Genomic DNA, 16231 nt, shown 5'->3' on the forward strand with positions numbered 1-16231 from the left:
TCGCCGCCGCGATTGATCAGCTCTCCCAGGCGGCCATGCAAAGAAAGAAAGCCGTCTTCGTCGAGGCTGCCGATGTCGCCCGTGCGAAACCAGCCCCCGACGAAAGCGGCTTGATTGAGCTCCGGCGCATCGAGATAGCCGGAGAACACCGTCGGTCCACGAATCCAGATCTCGCCGCGCTCGCCCGCCGTCAGGAAGCGTCCATCCTCACCAGCGATGGCCAGAGTCCCGGGCGGAGGTTGGCCGCAGGTCCCCGGCCTATTCGGGCCGGGCGGCGGCAGATTGGCAGCGATTTGCGCGGCTTCGCTGGAGCCGTAGTGCTCTAGCACAGGCACGCCTAAAACGCGCTGCAGGCCGTCCCGTACGTCGGGCAGCAGCGGCGCGCCGCCCGATACGATAAACCGCAACGTATGCGCCACGCGCACGTCTGCGAGCGAGCTCACCTTGTCCAGCATTGCAGCATGAAGCGCGGGACCTGCCGAGTACCAGGTCGGGCTGAGACAATCGAGCCACTCATCCAGCGCGACGATGGCATTGTTTGCCGGGACAGCAATGCTGCCGCCGGTGAGCAGCGGTGTGAACACCGTTACCTTGAGCCCATGAGAATAAAATGGGGGCGAGACGCTCAAGCAGCGATCTTGATGCGTGAGGCCGAACCAGGCCTGAAGACGCGCGGACGCGGCCAGCATGTTGCTGTGGCTGAACGGAATGAGCTTTGGCTGCGCGGTCGTGCCGGAGGTCTGCAGAATGAAGGCCGGCGAGTGTGGAGCAGGTTCAGCGTCGATAGCAGCGCGGTCGGCGGCCCGGACCGGGACATCAAGTCCGAGCTGGCCGCCATATGCGGGAACGGCTTCGATGATGGCGATCCCACGCCGCTCGGCCGCTTGCCGCGCTTCTGTGTCACTGCCTTGCGGCACGAGAAGAGCGTTCAGGTGCAGCATGCCGAAACGCAGATCGACCTCTACCGGAGACAGCCGCGGATCAAGAGGAACCGCAATGCTGCAGCAAGCCACAGCCACGATGGCGAGAACCGCCTCCGGACCGAACGGCATGAGCACCCCGATCCGAGCGCTGCAATCGAACCCACCCACACGCAACTGCCCGCGGATGTCGTCCAACCGGCGCTGGAGATCGCCGTAAGTCAGCGGGGCAAACCCGGTGGAGACGATCGCAGCCCGTTGTGGGAACCGGCTGGCAGTCCGACCAATGACTTGACCCAGCGTGCATTGCGCGTCGGGCTCTGTGCCGTCGAGGACGAACGTGATTTCCTCGGACGACTTCGCGATCTCTCGGAGCAAATTCGTCACGGCAGGCTCTGTCATCTTCAGAGAGATGGGCAAAGCCGCCGCAACGCCCGTTGCGAAGCTTAGGCCGCTTTCCTCCAAATCGCGCAACTGGCAATGAGGAGTACCTCCTCGGGATGTCTCCTTTGGGTGAGACACAAGCAGATACGAGGTGTGCCCCACGGAGTCCGCCAAGGCTGTTATCGGACTGCAGACGGCGGTCGGTCAGATTGACCGCGATCCGCCGACACGAGCCCTATCGAGCCCGGGAGGGCTGGTCGATCCCCCTTTTTTTTGCGGAAATCAGAGGCATGTCACAAACGCCAGCGAATCTACGTCCGCGGGCGCAGCGTCTTCCGTCTATGGTTCGAATTTGAGTTCAATACATTCTGCGCCACCAATCGCTGCAGACTTTTCGCGGGTTCTTTCCTGGATTGGGCCCCGGGTTCCCCATGGGCCCGTTACAATATTCTTCAGAACGATTTTGGCTGGATTGCCCATTACGATGGATCCCGCTGGGACATTTTGCAGAACGACGCTGTTTGGTGACACAATGCAATTATTTCCGATTTGAACCCCTGGCATTATCAATGAACCTGCTCCGATTAAGCAGTTGTCACCGATAAAAACGTCCTTGTACCTTCCGTTTACGAAATCATGAGCAAGTATTGCAGATCGAAAAGCAACCGCAGTATTCCTACCAATGTGCACACCAGAAGGATTTACCTTATCAAGTTTTGCGCTAAGCGAGATGCGTGTCCCCTTTTTTATATCCATTTTCCAAAGCAAAACAAAATACAACCGCCTCAATTCATAGTTGAGCAGAGCTAACTTGGATCTAACAAGCGAGATCATCGGTATTGGCATATTATCACTCCGAACAATACTAGCTGTCGCAATTGTCGCGCGCTCGGCTCGCGCCTCTTCGAGGAAGCGGCAGAACGGCTCCTGGTCGTCCGGACCCGAACCAGCCTGCTGCGCCGCCATTGCCCCAGCGCCGGTGGACAGTACCGTGGCCAAGGCTTCGACCGACTGCGCCGACAGAAAGGCCGAAAGGGACATGGGACGCCCAGCATAGCCCTCGATCTCGAGCAGCAGATTCACCAGTGCCAGCGAGTCCGCGCCGAGGCCAAGAAGATTCTCGGACCAGCCGATGGGCGAGACGCCCAGCACGTGCTCGCAGATCGCCTGCAGCTCCCGCCGCAGCCGGTCACCATCCCGGATCACCCCACCGGCTGGCGTCGCCCCGCGCGCTGCCCTGATGGCCGGAGGCGCCCGGAGAACTGGATGCTTGGCAATTGATTTGAGGCATTCCGGGTTCTGCAAGGCATCACGGTTCCGCACAGGGCGGCCATTCACCGCATCCCGCGCCGCCGCCTCGGACCGCTTGCCGCTAAAGGTGACGGGAAGCGCCGCGACCTGTGCGATGCCCGCCGGCACGAAGGCGGGAGAGCCGCAGCGCGCAAGCTCCGAGCGGATGTGCTTCGCCAGCATGTCGTCGAGCACCAGGCCTTCGCGCAGCACGATCAGCAGAATCATGCGCGAGCCGCCCGCCTCCTCCTCGGCCTGCTGCTCAACCGCGATTGCCTCGCGAATCTCCTCGATGTTGTCCAGGATCCGGTAAATCTCCGCGGTGCCGATGCGGATGCCGCGCACGTTAAGAACGCCGTCGGAACGACCATGCAGCCGCCAGCCGCCCCGAGGAGTAACCTCGATAAGATCGCCATGTGTCCAGAAGCCCGGGTTCTGGGCGAAGTAGGCGGCATGGAAACGCGTGCTGCCGGCGTCACCGTGAAAGCCGAGCGGGCGAGAGGGAAAAGGATTGGCGCAGACCAGCTCGCCGATGCCCGCCTCCGGATCGTCGGGCGGCGGCAGCGAGCGGACATCGAGGCCAAGGCTGCGGCATTGTATCTCTCCGCGATGGATGGGCAGGTTCGGATTGCCCAGCACAAAGCAGCCAATAATGTCGGTGCCGCCGGAGATCGACTGCAATGGCATCGCTCCATTCACTTCATCCCGAACCCAGTCGTACTGACGGGGATATAAGATCGATCCCGTAGAGAGCACAGCCCGCAGAGCGGAAAGATCGAACGCCCGCCCCGGAGAAAAGCGCCTCTGCTCGCAAAAATGTAGATAGCCAGGATTGGTGCCGAACACGGTCACACGTTCCTCGGCGACGATCCGCCAGAAGGTGTCCGGCCCTTCGAGCGGCCCGTCGTAGAGAACGAGCTCCGCGCCGGAGGCGAGCGCGGAGAGCTGCCAATTCCACATCATCCAGCCGCAGGAGGTCTGGAATAACAGCTTGTCGCCCGGGGCGAGATCGCAGTGCAACCGGTGCTCCTTCACATGCTCCAGCAGGGTGCCACCAGCGCCATGCTGGATGCATTTCGGCGGCCCCGTAGTGCCGGAGGAGAACATCGTGAACAGGGGCTGATTGAATGGATGACGCAGCCAGCGCGGCCCCTCCCCGTCGCCAACAGCATCGCAGAGCAGATCGGCGAGCCTGTGCAAGGGCACCGTCCTCTCGCCGGCGGGAAGAGAGCCGTTGTCCAGCGCAACGATCGCGGCGAGGCTCGGTAGACCGGCCGCCGCACCGGCGACACGCTCGGCGACGGGGGCCCCCGAATCCCACGGCTTCGCCCCGAGACATCCGAATAGCACCACGGGATCTAAGGGGGCGAAGCGCGCGAGGATGGCTGGGACGCCCATGTCCGGCGCGCAGCTGGCGAAGGTCGCGCCAACGGCAGCGGTGGCGAGCGCGGCAATGACCACTTCCGCATTGTTGCGTGCGATGGCCGCGACATGGTCGCCACGACGCACACCCAACCGCTGTAACGATGACGCCAGCCCGACGACCGCGACGCGCAGTGCGCCGCGCGTGAACCTCTCCCGGCTGCCGCCCCCATGGCAGGCCGTCATGACGGGTTGGTCTGGACTACCGGCGAGGAGGCACTCGGTGTAGTTAAGACGGAGATCCGGGAAAAAGCGGGCGGTCTCGCAGGCATCGCCGACACAGACCGGTTCGACCGCACCCTCCCGAGGTAGGTCGCACCACTCCAGGAAGAGGCGCCAAAAGCTGCGGAACTCCTTCACCGAGAAACGGTCCATCGCAGCATGATCGGACAGGTTCAGCCCCGTCCGAGCCTCGCACCATTGCCTGAAGGCGGTCAGCTGCGAATGCGCGACAGCCCCGTCATCGGGACGGTACACCACTTCCTCTCCCGTTCCGCCAGAAGAACGACCGTTGCGCAAAACCTCAGTCAGCTGATCGGCAAAAGCTCCTGGCTGGGTGAGTTGGACAACGTTAGCGTCGGTCATGGCGTAGCACTCCTTTGGTGGAGAAGTGGGAGGCTTCGAACACCCCCAAATACGCTCATGCCGTCACCAACTTTCGCCCATAGCTTGCCGGACCTCTAGCTCACGCTCGCTGCGGGTCGAACGCAACAGCGCCGAAGGATTACTCCCTCCGGTTTCGTCGCTTCAGTATGGCCAATCGTCAGGGATAGCCCTCAAGTCAAATGCTCGGTTCTCGGATTGGCGTGGTCGGCAATGTCGCCATGGCGCGGACTCAGCACGCTCGCAATGTGCCAGCGCCACCTTAGTTCCGATGTCGACGACGCCGAAAGGTCCGGGTGCTGAGCTGCGCGTTGCGCCGGTTGACTTCGATCTGTCGGATTGAGGTCATTGGGCTCCCTGCATCAAATTGGGTTCGTTTCGTCATTTGGACTGCTGGGCGCGGTATCGTACGTTCCGAACCGGGCACCATTCAATCGTCCCCTCAAGCTCGTCCGCGCCGCTCGCCGGGATTCCAAATTCATGTGTTTTCCTCCAAGCGCGGCAGCGACGCCAAGCGGCTTTATTCCGTAGCGACGCCACCGATGCTGGATAACGCCGCGCTGCGGCGCGACTACAACCATGTGCGGCCTCATTCGCGGATCGGTTGGCTGGCGCTCGCGGTCTACGCCGCAAATTTCTCACCGCAATCGCGGCCAAGGCGCTGCGTTCCGCAATGGCTCCGCGCCTTGGCCCCTTGCTCCAACTGTGCAAAATGGCAACTCCCGGACTCTCAGCGAACCTGGATAAGAGCCGGTGGCAACGTCACTGATTTTAGAGGAGCTTAGTGATGCGGTTTGAAGAAATCCGGGAGTTGCTTGGTGACATACCATTTATTAGCCCCGAACGGGGACATGTCCTCTACCAACATATTCGACAACATAAGCCTCAACATGTTCTCGAACTAGGGATCGGCCACGGTGTCAGTAGCTGTTATATGGCGGCAGCTCTTCATGAAAATGGTGCAGGGCACCTAACTTGTGTTGATTTGATTGACGCAGCATTTTCCCCATCTGCTGAAGAGTTGGTGAGCCGGGCAAATTTGACGTCTTTTGTGTCCGTCGTTCGCGAAAAGTCATCTTATACTTGGTATCTAAAAAACCTGATTGAGAAGCGTACTCCTGCTGGCGGAATCTGCGAGCCGCAGTTTGATTTCTGCTTTATCGACGGACCTAAAAACTGGACCATCGATGGAGCCGCGTTTTTCATGGTCGATAAACTTATGAAAGCAGGCGGTTGGATCATTTTTGATGATTATGACTGGACCTACAACTCCGTTTATGATCCTAAAACAGGGGGAACCAGCTGCGATGGCATCAATATACCGGAGTTGGCTGAGGACGAGAGGACCCAACCGCACATTGAGGCGATATTTCGTCTCCTAGTTACCCAGCATCCAAATTACGGAGCTTTCCGGATAGATGGAAACACCTGGGCTTGGGCACAGAAAGTCCAGTCTAACGACCGTAAAATCAGTCTGACCTACACTCCAGATTTCCGTTACAGTTTCTTTTCAAGATTACGCTCCCTATACAAGAGATTTCGTTTGAGCTGACCTGACGGCCGCATCGAACGACAACAATACGGTCGGCCTCAGCGCGAGACCGGCTGCGGGGTCTGACGTTGCCCCTTTGGTTTTATCCAGGTTGAACTGGAGTCTGGCCCCTGAAGGAGGACCAGACGATGAAGCGGAAGCGGTTTACGGAAGAGCAGATCAGCCGCGCAAGGAGTTCGGCGCGCATCTGGAGGTCGAGACCATCATCGAGCCCGAGGTTGCCTGATTGCGAAGCGTTGGAGAAGGTCCTGATCAGCGAGGACGGGTTGAAGCGCCTGGTCGTGACGCCGGCGAATTCCGCCTGATTGTGACGTGCCGCCCGAAGGCCGGAAATAGCTCAAGAGACCGACACTTGATGGACGTGACGCGTCGCTAGAGGCCGCAGATCAGGCGGGAGAGGCGACGCTGACCTGCAGGTCAGCCCTCGCGGGGAGAGCCGGCTTGCGGATCATCAAGATGATGTCGTCGTAATCGGAGCTCAGGCGGCCGAGAGACAGGACGTGAAGCGTCTTTTTGTAGGCTTCCACCAAGTTCTGTCTAAGGCTCTTGTTAGTCAGGGTGCCAGAGTACCCATATTCAGCGGCCAGGACCAGTCCGTTCTGTCTGCAGAAGGCCCGAATGCCTTCGCGCGACACCACCTTATCGTAGGTGACGCGGTAGGGGGCGTAGCCTGGCTTGCCGGCGTTCTTCGATCCGCGGATCAGGCGATAGAAGAGCACATGAAACCAGTGCGGCGTCATCCTGGAGGTGAAGCCGAATGCGGAATAGGGATCCGGGATCACGATGATGATCAGCCCGCCCGGTTTCACCCATCTGTTGAATTTCTCCAGGACCTGCTGCGCCCCCGACACGTGCTCCAGGACATAGCAGTTGAAGATCACGTCGAAGGTCCGCCCACCGAAATCAGCCGTGCGCAGATCCCCGAGGATCGCTTCGTGGAGGTCCTTCGTTTCGTCGCGCCGGATGCGAAGGGCTTCGGGGTCGAGGTCGATGCCGGTCAGCACATAGCCGCCATCGCCGATGTCGAGATCCCACTTCTGGCCGCAACCGGCTTCGAGGATCTCAAGAACCTTGCCGGGATCCTTGATCGAGCGAATCTCCCGGGACATCACCTGCACCGCGTGATTCCAACCGTTCGTCAGCGGAATTCGGCTTCGTGCTTTCATCGACTTAGCTCCATGCTTGCGGAAGATCTCGTGTGACCGAGAATTCGGCAAGATCGTCGGACAACGATAGTGACAGGAGCGCCTTAGGGTCGGTTTGTTGCATCTGTTTTCTATCTAAGCATTCACTCGTCTCGAACGCTGGCTGGACCAGAGCCGACACGAATCCCTCACTCTGCCGCCAACAGGCCGGCTTGCGTCACTAGCGCTCGACTTTTTTATTACAACCAGCCCAGTGGAGAGCGCACTATTGAGGACTACCCCCTAACCATGAGCAGCGCGAAATCACCGCGTCGCAACCGCCAAACTGATCGATCGATAGGCCCAATAAACGGGAAACGGGTCGTGTCCTCAGTGATGGTCTAGCTCGGTATAGCAAAGCCGCTCGAGGGCGGGCCAATCCCGCCCAACACACATGATACTTAATTGCATGTGCAGCTGGCTTCACCTTCGGGTAGGAACTGGAGTCGCGGCATACCGCGTCCTCGAGTCGACAGAGCGGACGGGCACGAGCCGGGACTGTTGAGAAAACGGAGCTTTCGGTGGAGCTACTGCTTGCTGCCAAGGTTCTAATTGCCGCACTGCGTCGTCTCTTGCCAGAAGCGCTGGGCCTGGTCGGGGATCGTTTTGGCATCGGCTGCACTCTCAACTAGTCACCGAGTCACCAGGTCGCGCTGAAAGGACTCCGTCGTGTGTGGCATTTGCGGGCAGTTTAACTTCGGCAGCGGTGCGCCCGTCAGCGCTTCCACCATTGAAGCGATGATGGGCACGATCATCCACCGCGGCCCCGACGATGCCGGCCAGCATTTGGACGGGAATCTCGGCTTGGGTTTCCGCCGCCTGGCGATCATCGATCTGTCACCCGCCGGCCACCAACCGATGTCCGACCAAGCCCAGACGGTGTGGGTGGTCTTCAACGGGGAGATTTACAACTATCAGCAGCTTCGGCAGGAGTTGCAGGGGCACGGCCACGTGTTTCGCTCAAACTGTGACACCGAGGTGATCGTTCACGGCTATAAGCAGTGGGGGGACGGCGTGCTGAACCGCTTCAACGGCATGTTCGGCCTCGCCGTTTGGGACGTGAAAAAGCGCCGGCTGCTGCTGGCGCGCGATCCGATGGGCATCAAGCCGGTCTACTACGCAATCCGCAACGGATCGCTCGCCTTTGGTTCGGAGATCCGGCCGGTCCGCGTTGCTCTCGGCGAGCCGCCGGGCATTGATCCCGAAGCCGTCGCTCTTTTTCTGCGCTATCGCTACACGCCCGCCCCGCGCACGATATTCAAGGGCATCCACAAGCTCGCCGCCGGTGAAAAACTCGTTGTCGAAGACGGCCAGGTGCGCGTCTCGCGCTACTACCAGTTCGCGCCGGTGCCATTCGCCCCGCAGCCCCGCCCTGAGGAGGCGGCGGAGAAATTGATCGAGCTCTACAAGGCGGCCATGAAGCGGCATCTCATCAGCGACGTTCCGCTCGGACTGCTGCTCAGCGGCGGCCTGGATTCGGGCCTGCTGCTCGCGCTGATGAGCTTCTATGGCCGCGACTGGCACACGTTCAGCGTCGGGTATGGATCCTCGTTCGCCGATGATGAGCTCGAGGATGCCGCTAAAACGGCCCGGACCTACGGAGCCAAGCACAACGCGGTTCGCCTCACCCGGGAAACCTTTGAAGACGTCCTGCCCCGCGTCGTAAACGTCCTCGAAGAACCGGTCGCCTCGTCGTCGATCGTGCCGATGTACTTCGTCTGCCAGCGGGCCCGTGAAAACGTGAAGGTGGCGCTCATCGGCCAGGGGCCGGATGAGCTGTTCGGCGGATACACCCGACACCTTGGCGTGCACTATGGCGCCACCTGGCGCGCGCTGCCCGGCTGGTTGCAGACACCCAGTGCCGCACTCGCACGCGCCCTCCCGCGGAACGATACGGTCAAGCGTGGGCTTTACTCGCTGCACGAGCCCGACCGGCTTCGTCGTTTTCAGCAGGTATTCTCCCTGGTATCGGAAAACGCGATGCAGGGGCTTCTTCGACCCGAGCTGATCCCCGACGGCGAAGCCACCGTGGCCGCCCGCTGCTGGGAGGAATATCGGCCGGCCTTCGAAAACCTGGACGACCTGAACGCCTTTCAGTTACTCGAGCTGCGCTCGTCGCTCCCGGACGAACTGCTCATGTATGGCGACAAGCTGTCCATGGTGCACGCCCTCGAGCTTCGCGTACCCTACCTCGATCGCGAAGTGACCGAGCACGTCCAGCAATTGGGCGCGTCCTTCAAAGTGCGTCATGGCGTTCGCAAGTGGCTTCATCGCGAAGTGAGCAAGCGGCTGTTGTCGTCGGAAATCATCCATCGCAAGAAGCGCGGATTTGCGGTGAATGTGGTCGATGGGTGGCTCCGCCAATCTCTCGACGGACGGATCCGGCAATACCTGGCCGATCCGCAGTCACAGGTCTACCGGTTCTTGGAGCCGGCTGCGGTGCAATCCATGCTGCGTGACCACGCGGCCGGCCGGGCCGACCACCACAAGATGTTATTCAGTGTCGTCCTGCTGGAGCAATGGTTGCGCATCGCCCGCGAACGCGACGTAAACATCCTCTGCGCGCGCGACGCCTTAAGCGAGTCTCCAAGCGGGCTGGCAGCGAGTAGTTCCCCGGCGAGGACCTAGGACACCCATGCGTATGTCCAATTATCGGCACTTAATCACTCGCTTTTGCTTGTTCGCGTCGGCCAACGTCGCCGCAGTCACGGGCTATTCGGACGTGGACTTTGTGGTCGCTAGGGGAGCGTGGCCTCTAGCGATCATGAAGTGGATCCGCGGCGCCGGACCGCCTGGACCGGTTGTTGGTTGGAAATCCCCTTCTATCACTCTGCCGCATTTGCTGTTGTGGGCATGTGGTCAACGCATCTTCTTGTTCCTAGCCATTCTGTTTTTGCCCTCAATGATTGCTCCGACCGCAGCGTTCGGTGTCACGTATCTTGTAAATCCCGGAGACAACATTTCGGCAAAACTAAGCGTACTAAAGCCCGGAGACACGCTCATTTTCAACGACGGCACCTATTACCAATTGTACATCAACCCAGCGAACGGCACGGCTCTGAAAGGAACCGCGGCCGCTCCTATTGCTCTCAGAGCTGCTAACGACGGCAAAGCAGTTTTTGACTCTGGAGGTACTGCAGAGCCGATCTTTATTACCGGAAGTTCCTATTTGACTCTTCAAGGCTTTGTCGCGCGCAATTCCTCGGCCAGCGTGGTCCATGTTTATGGAGGAGGCCGCGGCGGGCAAAACAACGATCACATTACTCTGCGACGGATCACTGCTTACAATGCGGGCGCCGACAACCACCACGTCTTCAACATTGAGTACCCGCAAACCAACATTCTGGTCGAGGACTGCGCTGCCTGGGGAAGAGGCAGGTACAAGTTTGTCGCTTATCATTCCAGTTACGTCACGTTCAGACGAGATTGGGCTTTTTGGGAGGGAATCACTACCTTTAGCCCCGCCCCGCGCGCGCCCTTTGCCGTGTATGGCGCAAGCAATGTGAGCCTGGAGAATGTCATCGGCACCAACGCGATCCCCACTCAGGCTGACGACAATTACTACACATCGCTTTGGCACACCACCGATGATGCCATCAATTATCCGGCCAACAACATGACCATTCTTGGGTCCATCTTTTACAATAACTGTGAAGGTCATTGGGAGAACGAGTCGGCTAGCCCTGGCACGTACATGAAGGACAATTACTTCTCCATTCCCGTCAACCCAGCATGCCCACAGTTTACGACGCGCCCCTACGGCGATGGTTTGACGTGGAATTACAATGCCAACACCGGGATCATCACCAACGCAGTATTTGTAAACAACAAAGTCGGACTCAACCAATTTGGCGCAGTCGGATCGCTCTTACTCAGCAACTCCGTCATGCTCAGCAACACAACCGCGATCGTTTCAAGCGCCACCCACAGCTACGTCGATTTTTGGGGCAACGGTCATAATGGCATCGCCGTAAAGTCCGGTGATCAAACCATCAACCCGGGCTACGACAGGAACACCTTCGGAACCGGCGCCTACTTTTTCGTGCCCGCGCGCTCCCCCCTCAAGGGCGCAGGATCTGGAGGCTCGGACATCGGTGCCAATATCATTCATCAATACGTCAACGGCACATTGACTCAAACGCCACTTTGGCCGTGGCCGATGGAAGGAAGAATCCTCGACGAAAAGGGCATCAGCGTAACTTACTCGAGCAATGGCGGTTTTTGGAATACCCTTAATGGCGTATACTCAACACCCGCGGATAAGTAGAAACCCTCGTCCCACCAAGCATTGACTTCTTCTCCCTTGAGAGTCCTAGAAGCTTCGCAGTTCTCACAGCGAGCCCCTGTGCGGCTGTCCGGCGCGCAGTTGTCGCAACTTTTCGCGGGGCGCCGCAAGGCAAAGGCCTCTGGGGTGGTCGTGTTGTTGGCAGCAGCCCGAGCAAGCCGGTCAAATTTGCGCGCTTTGAAGCGATGCGGAGCGACATGGCAGAAATTGTTATCAGCGATAACGATCCTCATCCACGCGCCCCGCGCCAACCCCTCCTCTCCGGCAGCTTCAGGAGAGAACGTGCTCGTACAAAGATTGTATTCGCCTGCCGATCTTCGCGAGCGAAATTTCATCGACCGCGGCATAAGCACCGGAAAGACGCTTTCCACGGACCAGTACCTTCGCTACAGCTTCCGCGATAAAGGCCGGTTCATCAGGCACGATGTAACATCCTTCGAATTCTCTAATTCGCTCGGCCACGTCGCCAACATCGACGGAAACAATCGGTAGATTGCAGGCAAGAGCTTCTTTGACAATGTTCGGAGAACCCTCATGAGCGGATGTAAGCAGCAAACAATCGACGGCGTTCAGGAAACGCGCGACTTCTTGTTGAGTTCTCTTATCAAGAGTGACCAATTTGGCAGATGGATTTGACTTTCGCACTAACTCAAAAGCGGCTTCGGCGAGCGGGTATCTCTTATAACCCCCTGCCGAGGGCCTGCCGGCAAATAGAACGTGCTGCTCGTCCTCCTTCAGATCCACTTCGCGCTTAGCGACCGTTCTGGGATAGAAGATATCAAGATCCACTCCATTGGAAATAATCGACGTTGTTTTGGCGCGAAGATATTTTGCAAGGCCGGCACTCTTCGCAATATTGTGAGCCGTCGCGTACGACAATAAACGGGAGAATAGTCCGTGCAACATTCGATTGTAGAATCGATATTCTCCCCGCTCGCTGCAATCTCCATATACGTCGTTGCCCATAAACGACACAACGAGTGGCAGGGCAGTAGCTAATCTGGCAGTCCAGCCCGAGTACATATAGTGCGCATGAACAATATCGTACTCACGCGAACGCACAGCCTTCCGGACTTCAGCAATGCCCTTGATATATTTGCCAATGCCAGTGCCATTGAGCAGGCAAACATCAACATCAATCCCAAGCTTCGCCAGCGACTCCACTTGAGTACGGATAAACACTCCCTCAGACGGATTCTGTTTAGTAGGGTATGCGCCCGTCACATGCAGAACCATCATCGCGGCTTGCTCCTTGTAGTCTCCGGCTGCGCCGCGAGACTAGGATCAATCAAACCTGCAATCCCGCACATAGCGACCAATACCCTTTCAGCAGCCTCCAAATATGATCGGATCAACTCGAGGCCCCATCTCGCAATCAAACCTCAAAGCGCTCTATTCCCACTTTGCCAATCGCCGAAAGAGTTCTACGTGCTTCTGCACCATTTGCTCAATCCCGAACTTCTGCTCCACGAGCGCCCGTCCTGCGCGACCGAACGCGCTTCCAACGTCAGGACGGTCGACAATTTCCCTTATCCGCAACGCCAGTGCATTTTCATCTCCGAATGGAATCAGGAATCCATTCTCCCCGTCCCTGACAATTTCGCGATTGCCAGCTGCGTCTGTGGCTATGACCGGCTTTTCCAGCGCCATGTACTCCAGAATTGCATTAGCTATTCCCTCTCCGTGGTATCTTGTGTCCGTTACCAAGACTCCGACGGAAAACGTTTTTACGATTTCTTCGACCCGTTTGCTGACCCCTAGAATGCGTATATTCGCCTGACTGTCGCTCTTCAGAACCCCCCTGAAGCCTTCCAGATCCGGTCCTTCACCGACAGCAACGAATGTAATGTCATTCCGCTCGCTGCACAGCAATTTTGCTGCTCTAAAAAACGTACTGTAATCCTTCTGTCGGTGGAATCTCGCGATCATACCGACCACATGGCTGGTTCTTATCTCCAACGAACGCTTGACTGAGTTGACGTCAGGAAGATCGCTTATTCTGTCAAAATCAAAACCGTTGTATATGCAAAGACCTTTTTTGCCATCAACTCTGAAAGCTCTAAGTCCCGCCAATGAGTTTGCCAAGATTACCGTTGAAAATGGAGCTGTCAGAAGTAAACGTCGGTACGCTTGATCTTTCAAATTCAAAACGAGCGGTGCGTATCGTATCATTCCATTGATCAAAGCCGATCCGAATAACAACGCAATTGGCGACGCATACACGGAGCACATCGACTCCCAGGAGTATACTATATTCGGCCGGTATCGTCTCGCCACGCCATACAGCTTTTCGAAAATACGGAAGTCCCATTTTCGGCTTCTTCTGAAGATGTGTATGTTTATTCCCAGTGTCCCAACCTCATCGTAGTGGATGGTATCTGAAAGAACGACTAGCTCGTTAACGAACCCATCTATTTTGTTCAACCCGCGCAACAATTCAATCAGTTGTCGCTCCTTCCCCCCGGAGCCCAACGTGTCGGTTATATGCAGGACCCTGATCGCAGGCCTTGACGAACTCAGCATTCCATCACCCGACCGTTATCACCCTGCAGTCCCAGCGTTCAACCAAAATTCGGAATTCGATACATGTTGGTGACGCCGAGTTTCCTCACGATTGTGTTCGCTCCACGCTTGGCAGGAACCATCGAGTCTCTAGGCTGCGTCGGTAGTCGCTTTGAACCGTCGTCGGGCCCCCGCTGGGACACCCATCACGAGCGCACCGTCAGGCACGTCCTTCGTCACCACCGCGCCGGCGCCGACGACGGCGCCAACCCCGATTCTGACGCCTGGCAGTAAGTTGGCTCCCACTCCTATTGCCGCGCCGCGCGCGATATGGGGCCCGAGCATGGTCGAACCGTCGTAGCCGTTCCGGCCCATCGCATTGTCGTTCGAAGTGCCGACACAGCCCGAGATGAATACGTCGTCTTCGATCGTCATGTTGCCCGCCAGCCAAGTGTGATCCTGCACCCGGACGCGATCGCCTATTCGCATGTTGTAGTTGACCGTGACGTAACGTCCGATGACGGTCTTCGAGCCGATCCGCGATTGTTCACGGATCGAGGCGCCATCCCCGATCAGGGTCCCCGCGCCGAGCGAGACGTCGTAGAAAATCACCGCGTGCGGCCCGATAGAACAGTCGGCGCCGATATCGACCCACGCCTCGAAACGCGGCGCGCGCGACAACGCGCCGGCTCCCTTGGGCGCCTTGCCGATATAGGCTCCCGGAAAGATTTCGACGTTGTCCCCGACTCTTGCGCCGCTCTCGATCACGACATGCGGATGAATGACCACCCGGTTGCCAATCGTAACATCAGGCCGTACGACGGCGAACTCGGCGATCGCCACGTCCGCACCGATCGCCTCGGTCTCGACCACCGCCCACGCGCTAATTCGATTCATCGCCATGCCCTCCCGCGATCCGCGCGAAGCGCGGCGGGCGAAAACATTGACTTCGGCTGCAATTTCTCACCGTCCCGCTCAGCCGCAGCGCGTGCAATCGCGGCGATGCGGCGCACCTGGTCGCGTGTGAGCTCCGGGAACATGGGCAGGGACAATGATCGCGCGGCCGATGCTTCGCAGCATGGCAAGTCGCCCTGCCTGTAACCGAGATGGGCGAGAGCAGGCTGCAGGTGGAGCGGCAACGGATAGTGGATCCCGGTCGCCACGCCGGCCTCTTCGAGATCATTCCGCATTGCGTCACGGTCGTTCGTATCGATCACATACAAGTGGTAGACGTGCGTCGACCCCTTTCGAACGAACGGAGTCTTGATTCCCGACTCCGCCAACTCCGCGGCGTACCACTCCGCGGCGCGCTGCCGATTGGTGTTCCATTCATCCAGGCGCCGGAGCTTGATCTGCAGGACCGCCGCCTGGAGAGCGTCGAGCCGGCTGTTGAACCCGACCTCGGCGTGGCTGTAATGGGTGGTTCGACCGTGGTCGCGCAGTCGTTCGATCCGCTCGGCGATCGCGGCACTGTTGGTGGTGACCGCTCCGCCGTCTCCATAAGCCCCGAGGTTCTTCGCAGGATAAAACGAGAAACATGCGATATCGCCGAGCGCGCCGGTCCGGATCCCCTGATATTCCGCCCCGTGCGCCTGGGCCGCATCTTCTAGTACATAGAGTCCGCGCCGCCGTGCGATGTCATTGATTGGGCCCATGTCCGCCGGCTGCCCGAAGAGGTGGACTGCGATGATCGCTCTTGTACGATCCGTTAAGGCGCGCTCGATCATTTTGGGATCGATCGTGTAGGTGTCCGGATCGATATCGACCAACACGGGCCGCGCTCCCGTCGCCAAGATCGCGGCAGCGGTGGCAATGAAGGTGTGGGCGGTTGTAATCACGTCGTCGCCATGACCAATACCCAAGGCCCGCAGCGCCAGATGAATCGCGTCCGTGCCGTTCGCCACACCGCGCGCATGACGCACCTGGCAATACGCGGCGAAATCTCTTTCGAACGAGGCAAGCGTCTCGCCGCCTATGTACTGCGCGGAGTTGAGAACGCCTCGAATTGCTTCGGCCACCTCGTCTTTCAGCGTCTGATATTGCGCTTTGAGATCGACAAACGGAATGTGCATTTTCGAACCTCACGAGA

10 protein-coding genes are annotated in these 16231 nt (G+C 58.6%); 3 read left to right on the forward strand and 7 right to left on the reverse strand.

Annotated elements, in window-relative coordinates; translation table 11 throughout:
• Nucleotides 1–1307, reverse strand: a 1307-nt coding sequence (locus tag A5906_RS35135) for an AMP-binding protein (protein WP_245327062.1), incomplete at its 3' end; no start/stop codon positions are given.
• A 336-nt stretch (nt 1308–1643) separates the two neighbouring features.
• Nucleotides 1644–4601 (reverse strand): acetoacetate--CoA ligase, encoded by a 2958-nt coding sequence (locus tag A5906_RS35140; protein ID WP_080139693.1) that lies wholly within the window; start codon nt 4599–4601, stop codon nt 1644–1646.
• Nucleotides 4602–5406: 805 nt separating this feature from the next.
• On the opposite strand from A5906_RS35140, the gene A5906_RS35145 reads away from it, so the two are divergent.
• Nucleotides 5407–6171, forward strand: coding sequence for an O-methyltransferase (locus A5906_RS35145; protein ID WP_080139694.1), 765 nt, complete (start codon nt 5407–5409; stop codon nt 6169–6171).
• Between the two features lie 386 nt (nt 6172–6557).
• Here the strand turns inward: A5906_RS35145 and A5906_RS35150 are convergent, their stop codons facing one another.
• Nucleotides 6558–7337, reverse strand: a complete 780-nt coding sequence (locus tag A5906_RS35150) for a class I SAM-dependent methyltransferase (RefSeq protein WP_080139695.1) — start codon at nt 7335–7337, stop codon at nt 6558–6560.
• 687 nt (nt 7338–8024) lie between these two features.
• On the opposite strand from A5906_RS35150, the gene asnB reads away from it, so the two are divergent.
• On the forward strand, nt 8025–9983 hold the full coding sequence (gene asnB, locus A5906_RS35155; protein WP_080139696.1) for an asparagine synthase (glutamine-hydrolyzing): 1959 nt from the start codon (nt 8025–8027) through the stop codon (nt 9981–9983).
• Between the two features lie 13 nt (nt 9984–9996).
• Complete coding sequence (locus A5906_RS35160) at nt 9997–11622, forward strand: hypothetical protein (protein ID WP_136615710.1); 1626 nt, start codon at nt 9997–9999, stop codon at nt 11620–11622.
• Nucleotides 11623–11910: 288 nt separating this feature from the next.
• Here the strand turns inward: A5906_RS35160 and A5906_RS35165 are convergent, their stop codons facing one another.
• The 4 genes from A5906_RS35165 to A5906_RS35180 form a co-directional block, all read right to left on the reverse strand.
• Nucleotides 11911–12879: a glycosyltransferase gene (locus A5906_RS35165; protein ID WP_080139698.1), complete on the reverse strand. Its 969-nt coding sequence runs from the start codon at nt 12877–12879 to the stop codon at nt 11911–11913.
• Nucleotides 12880–13032: 153 nt separating this feature from the next.
• A complete protein-coding gene (locus A5906_RS35170) occupies nt 13033–14163 on the reverse strand; it encodes a glycosyltransferase (protein ID WP_080139699.1) in 1131 nt (376 codons plus the stop codon).
• Nucleotides 14164–14292: 129 nt separating this feature from the next.
• Nucleotides 14293–15015 carry a hypothetical protein gene (locus A5906_RS46055; protein ID WP_201723811.1) on the reverse strand — a complete coding sequence of 241 codons (723 nt, stop codon included), beginning with the start codon at nt 15013–15015 and terminating at the stop codon, nt 14293–14295.
• A 20-nt stretch (nt 15016–15035) separates the two neighbouring features.
• Entirely contained in the window at nt 15036–16214 is a 1179-nt protein-coding gene (locus A5906_RS35180) for a DegT/DnrJ/EryC1/StrS family aminotransferase (RefSeq protein WP_080139700.1), read from the reverse strand.
• Nucleotides 16215–16231: the final 17 nt, after the last annotated feature.

Origin of the sequence: Bradyrhizobium sacchari (assembly GCF_002068095.1) — a bacterium.
Lineage (GTDB): Bacteria > Pseudomonadota > Alphaproteobacteria > Rhizobiales > Xanthobacteraceae > Bradyrhizobium > Bradyrhizobium sacchari.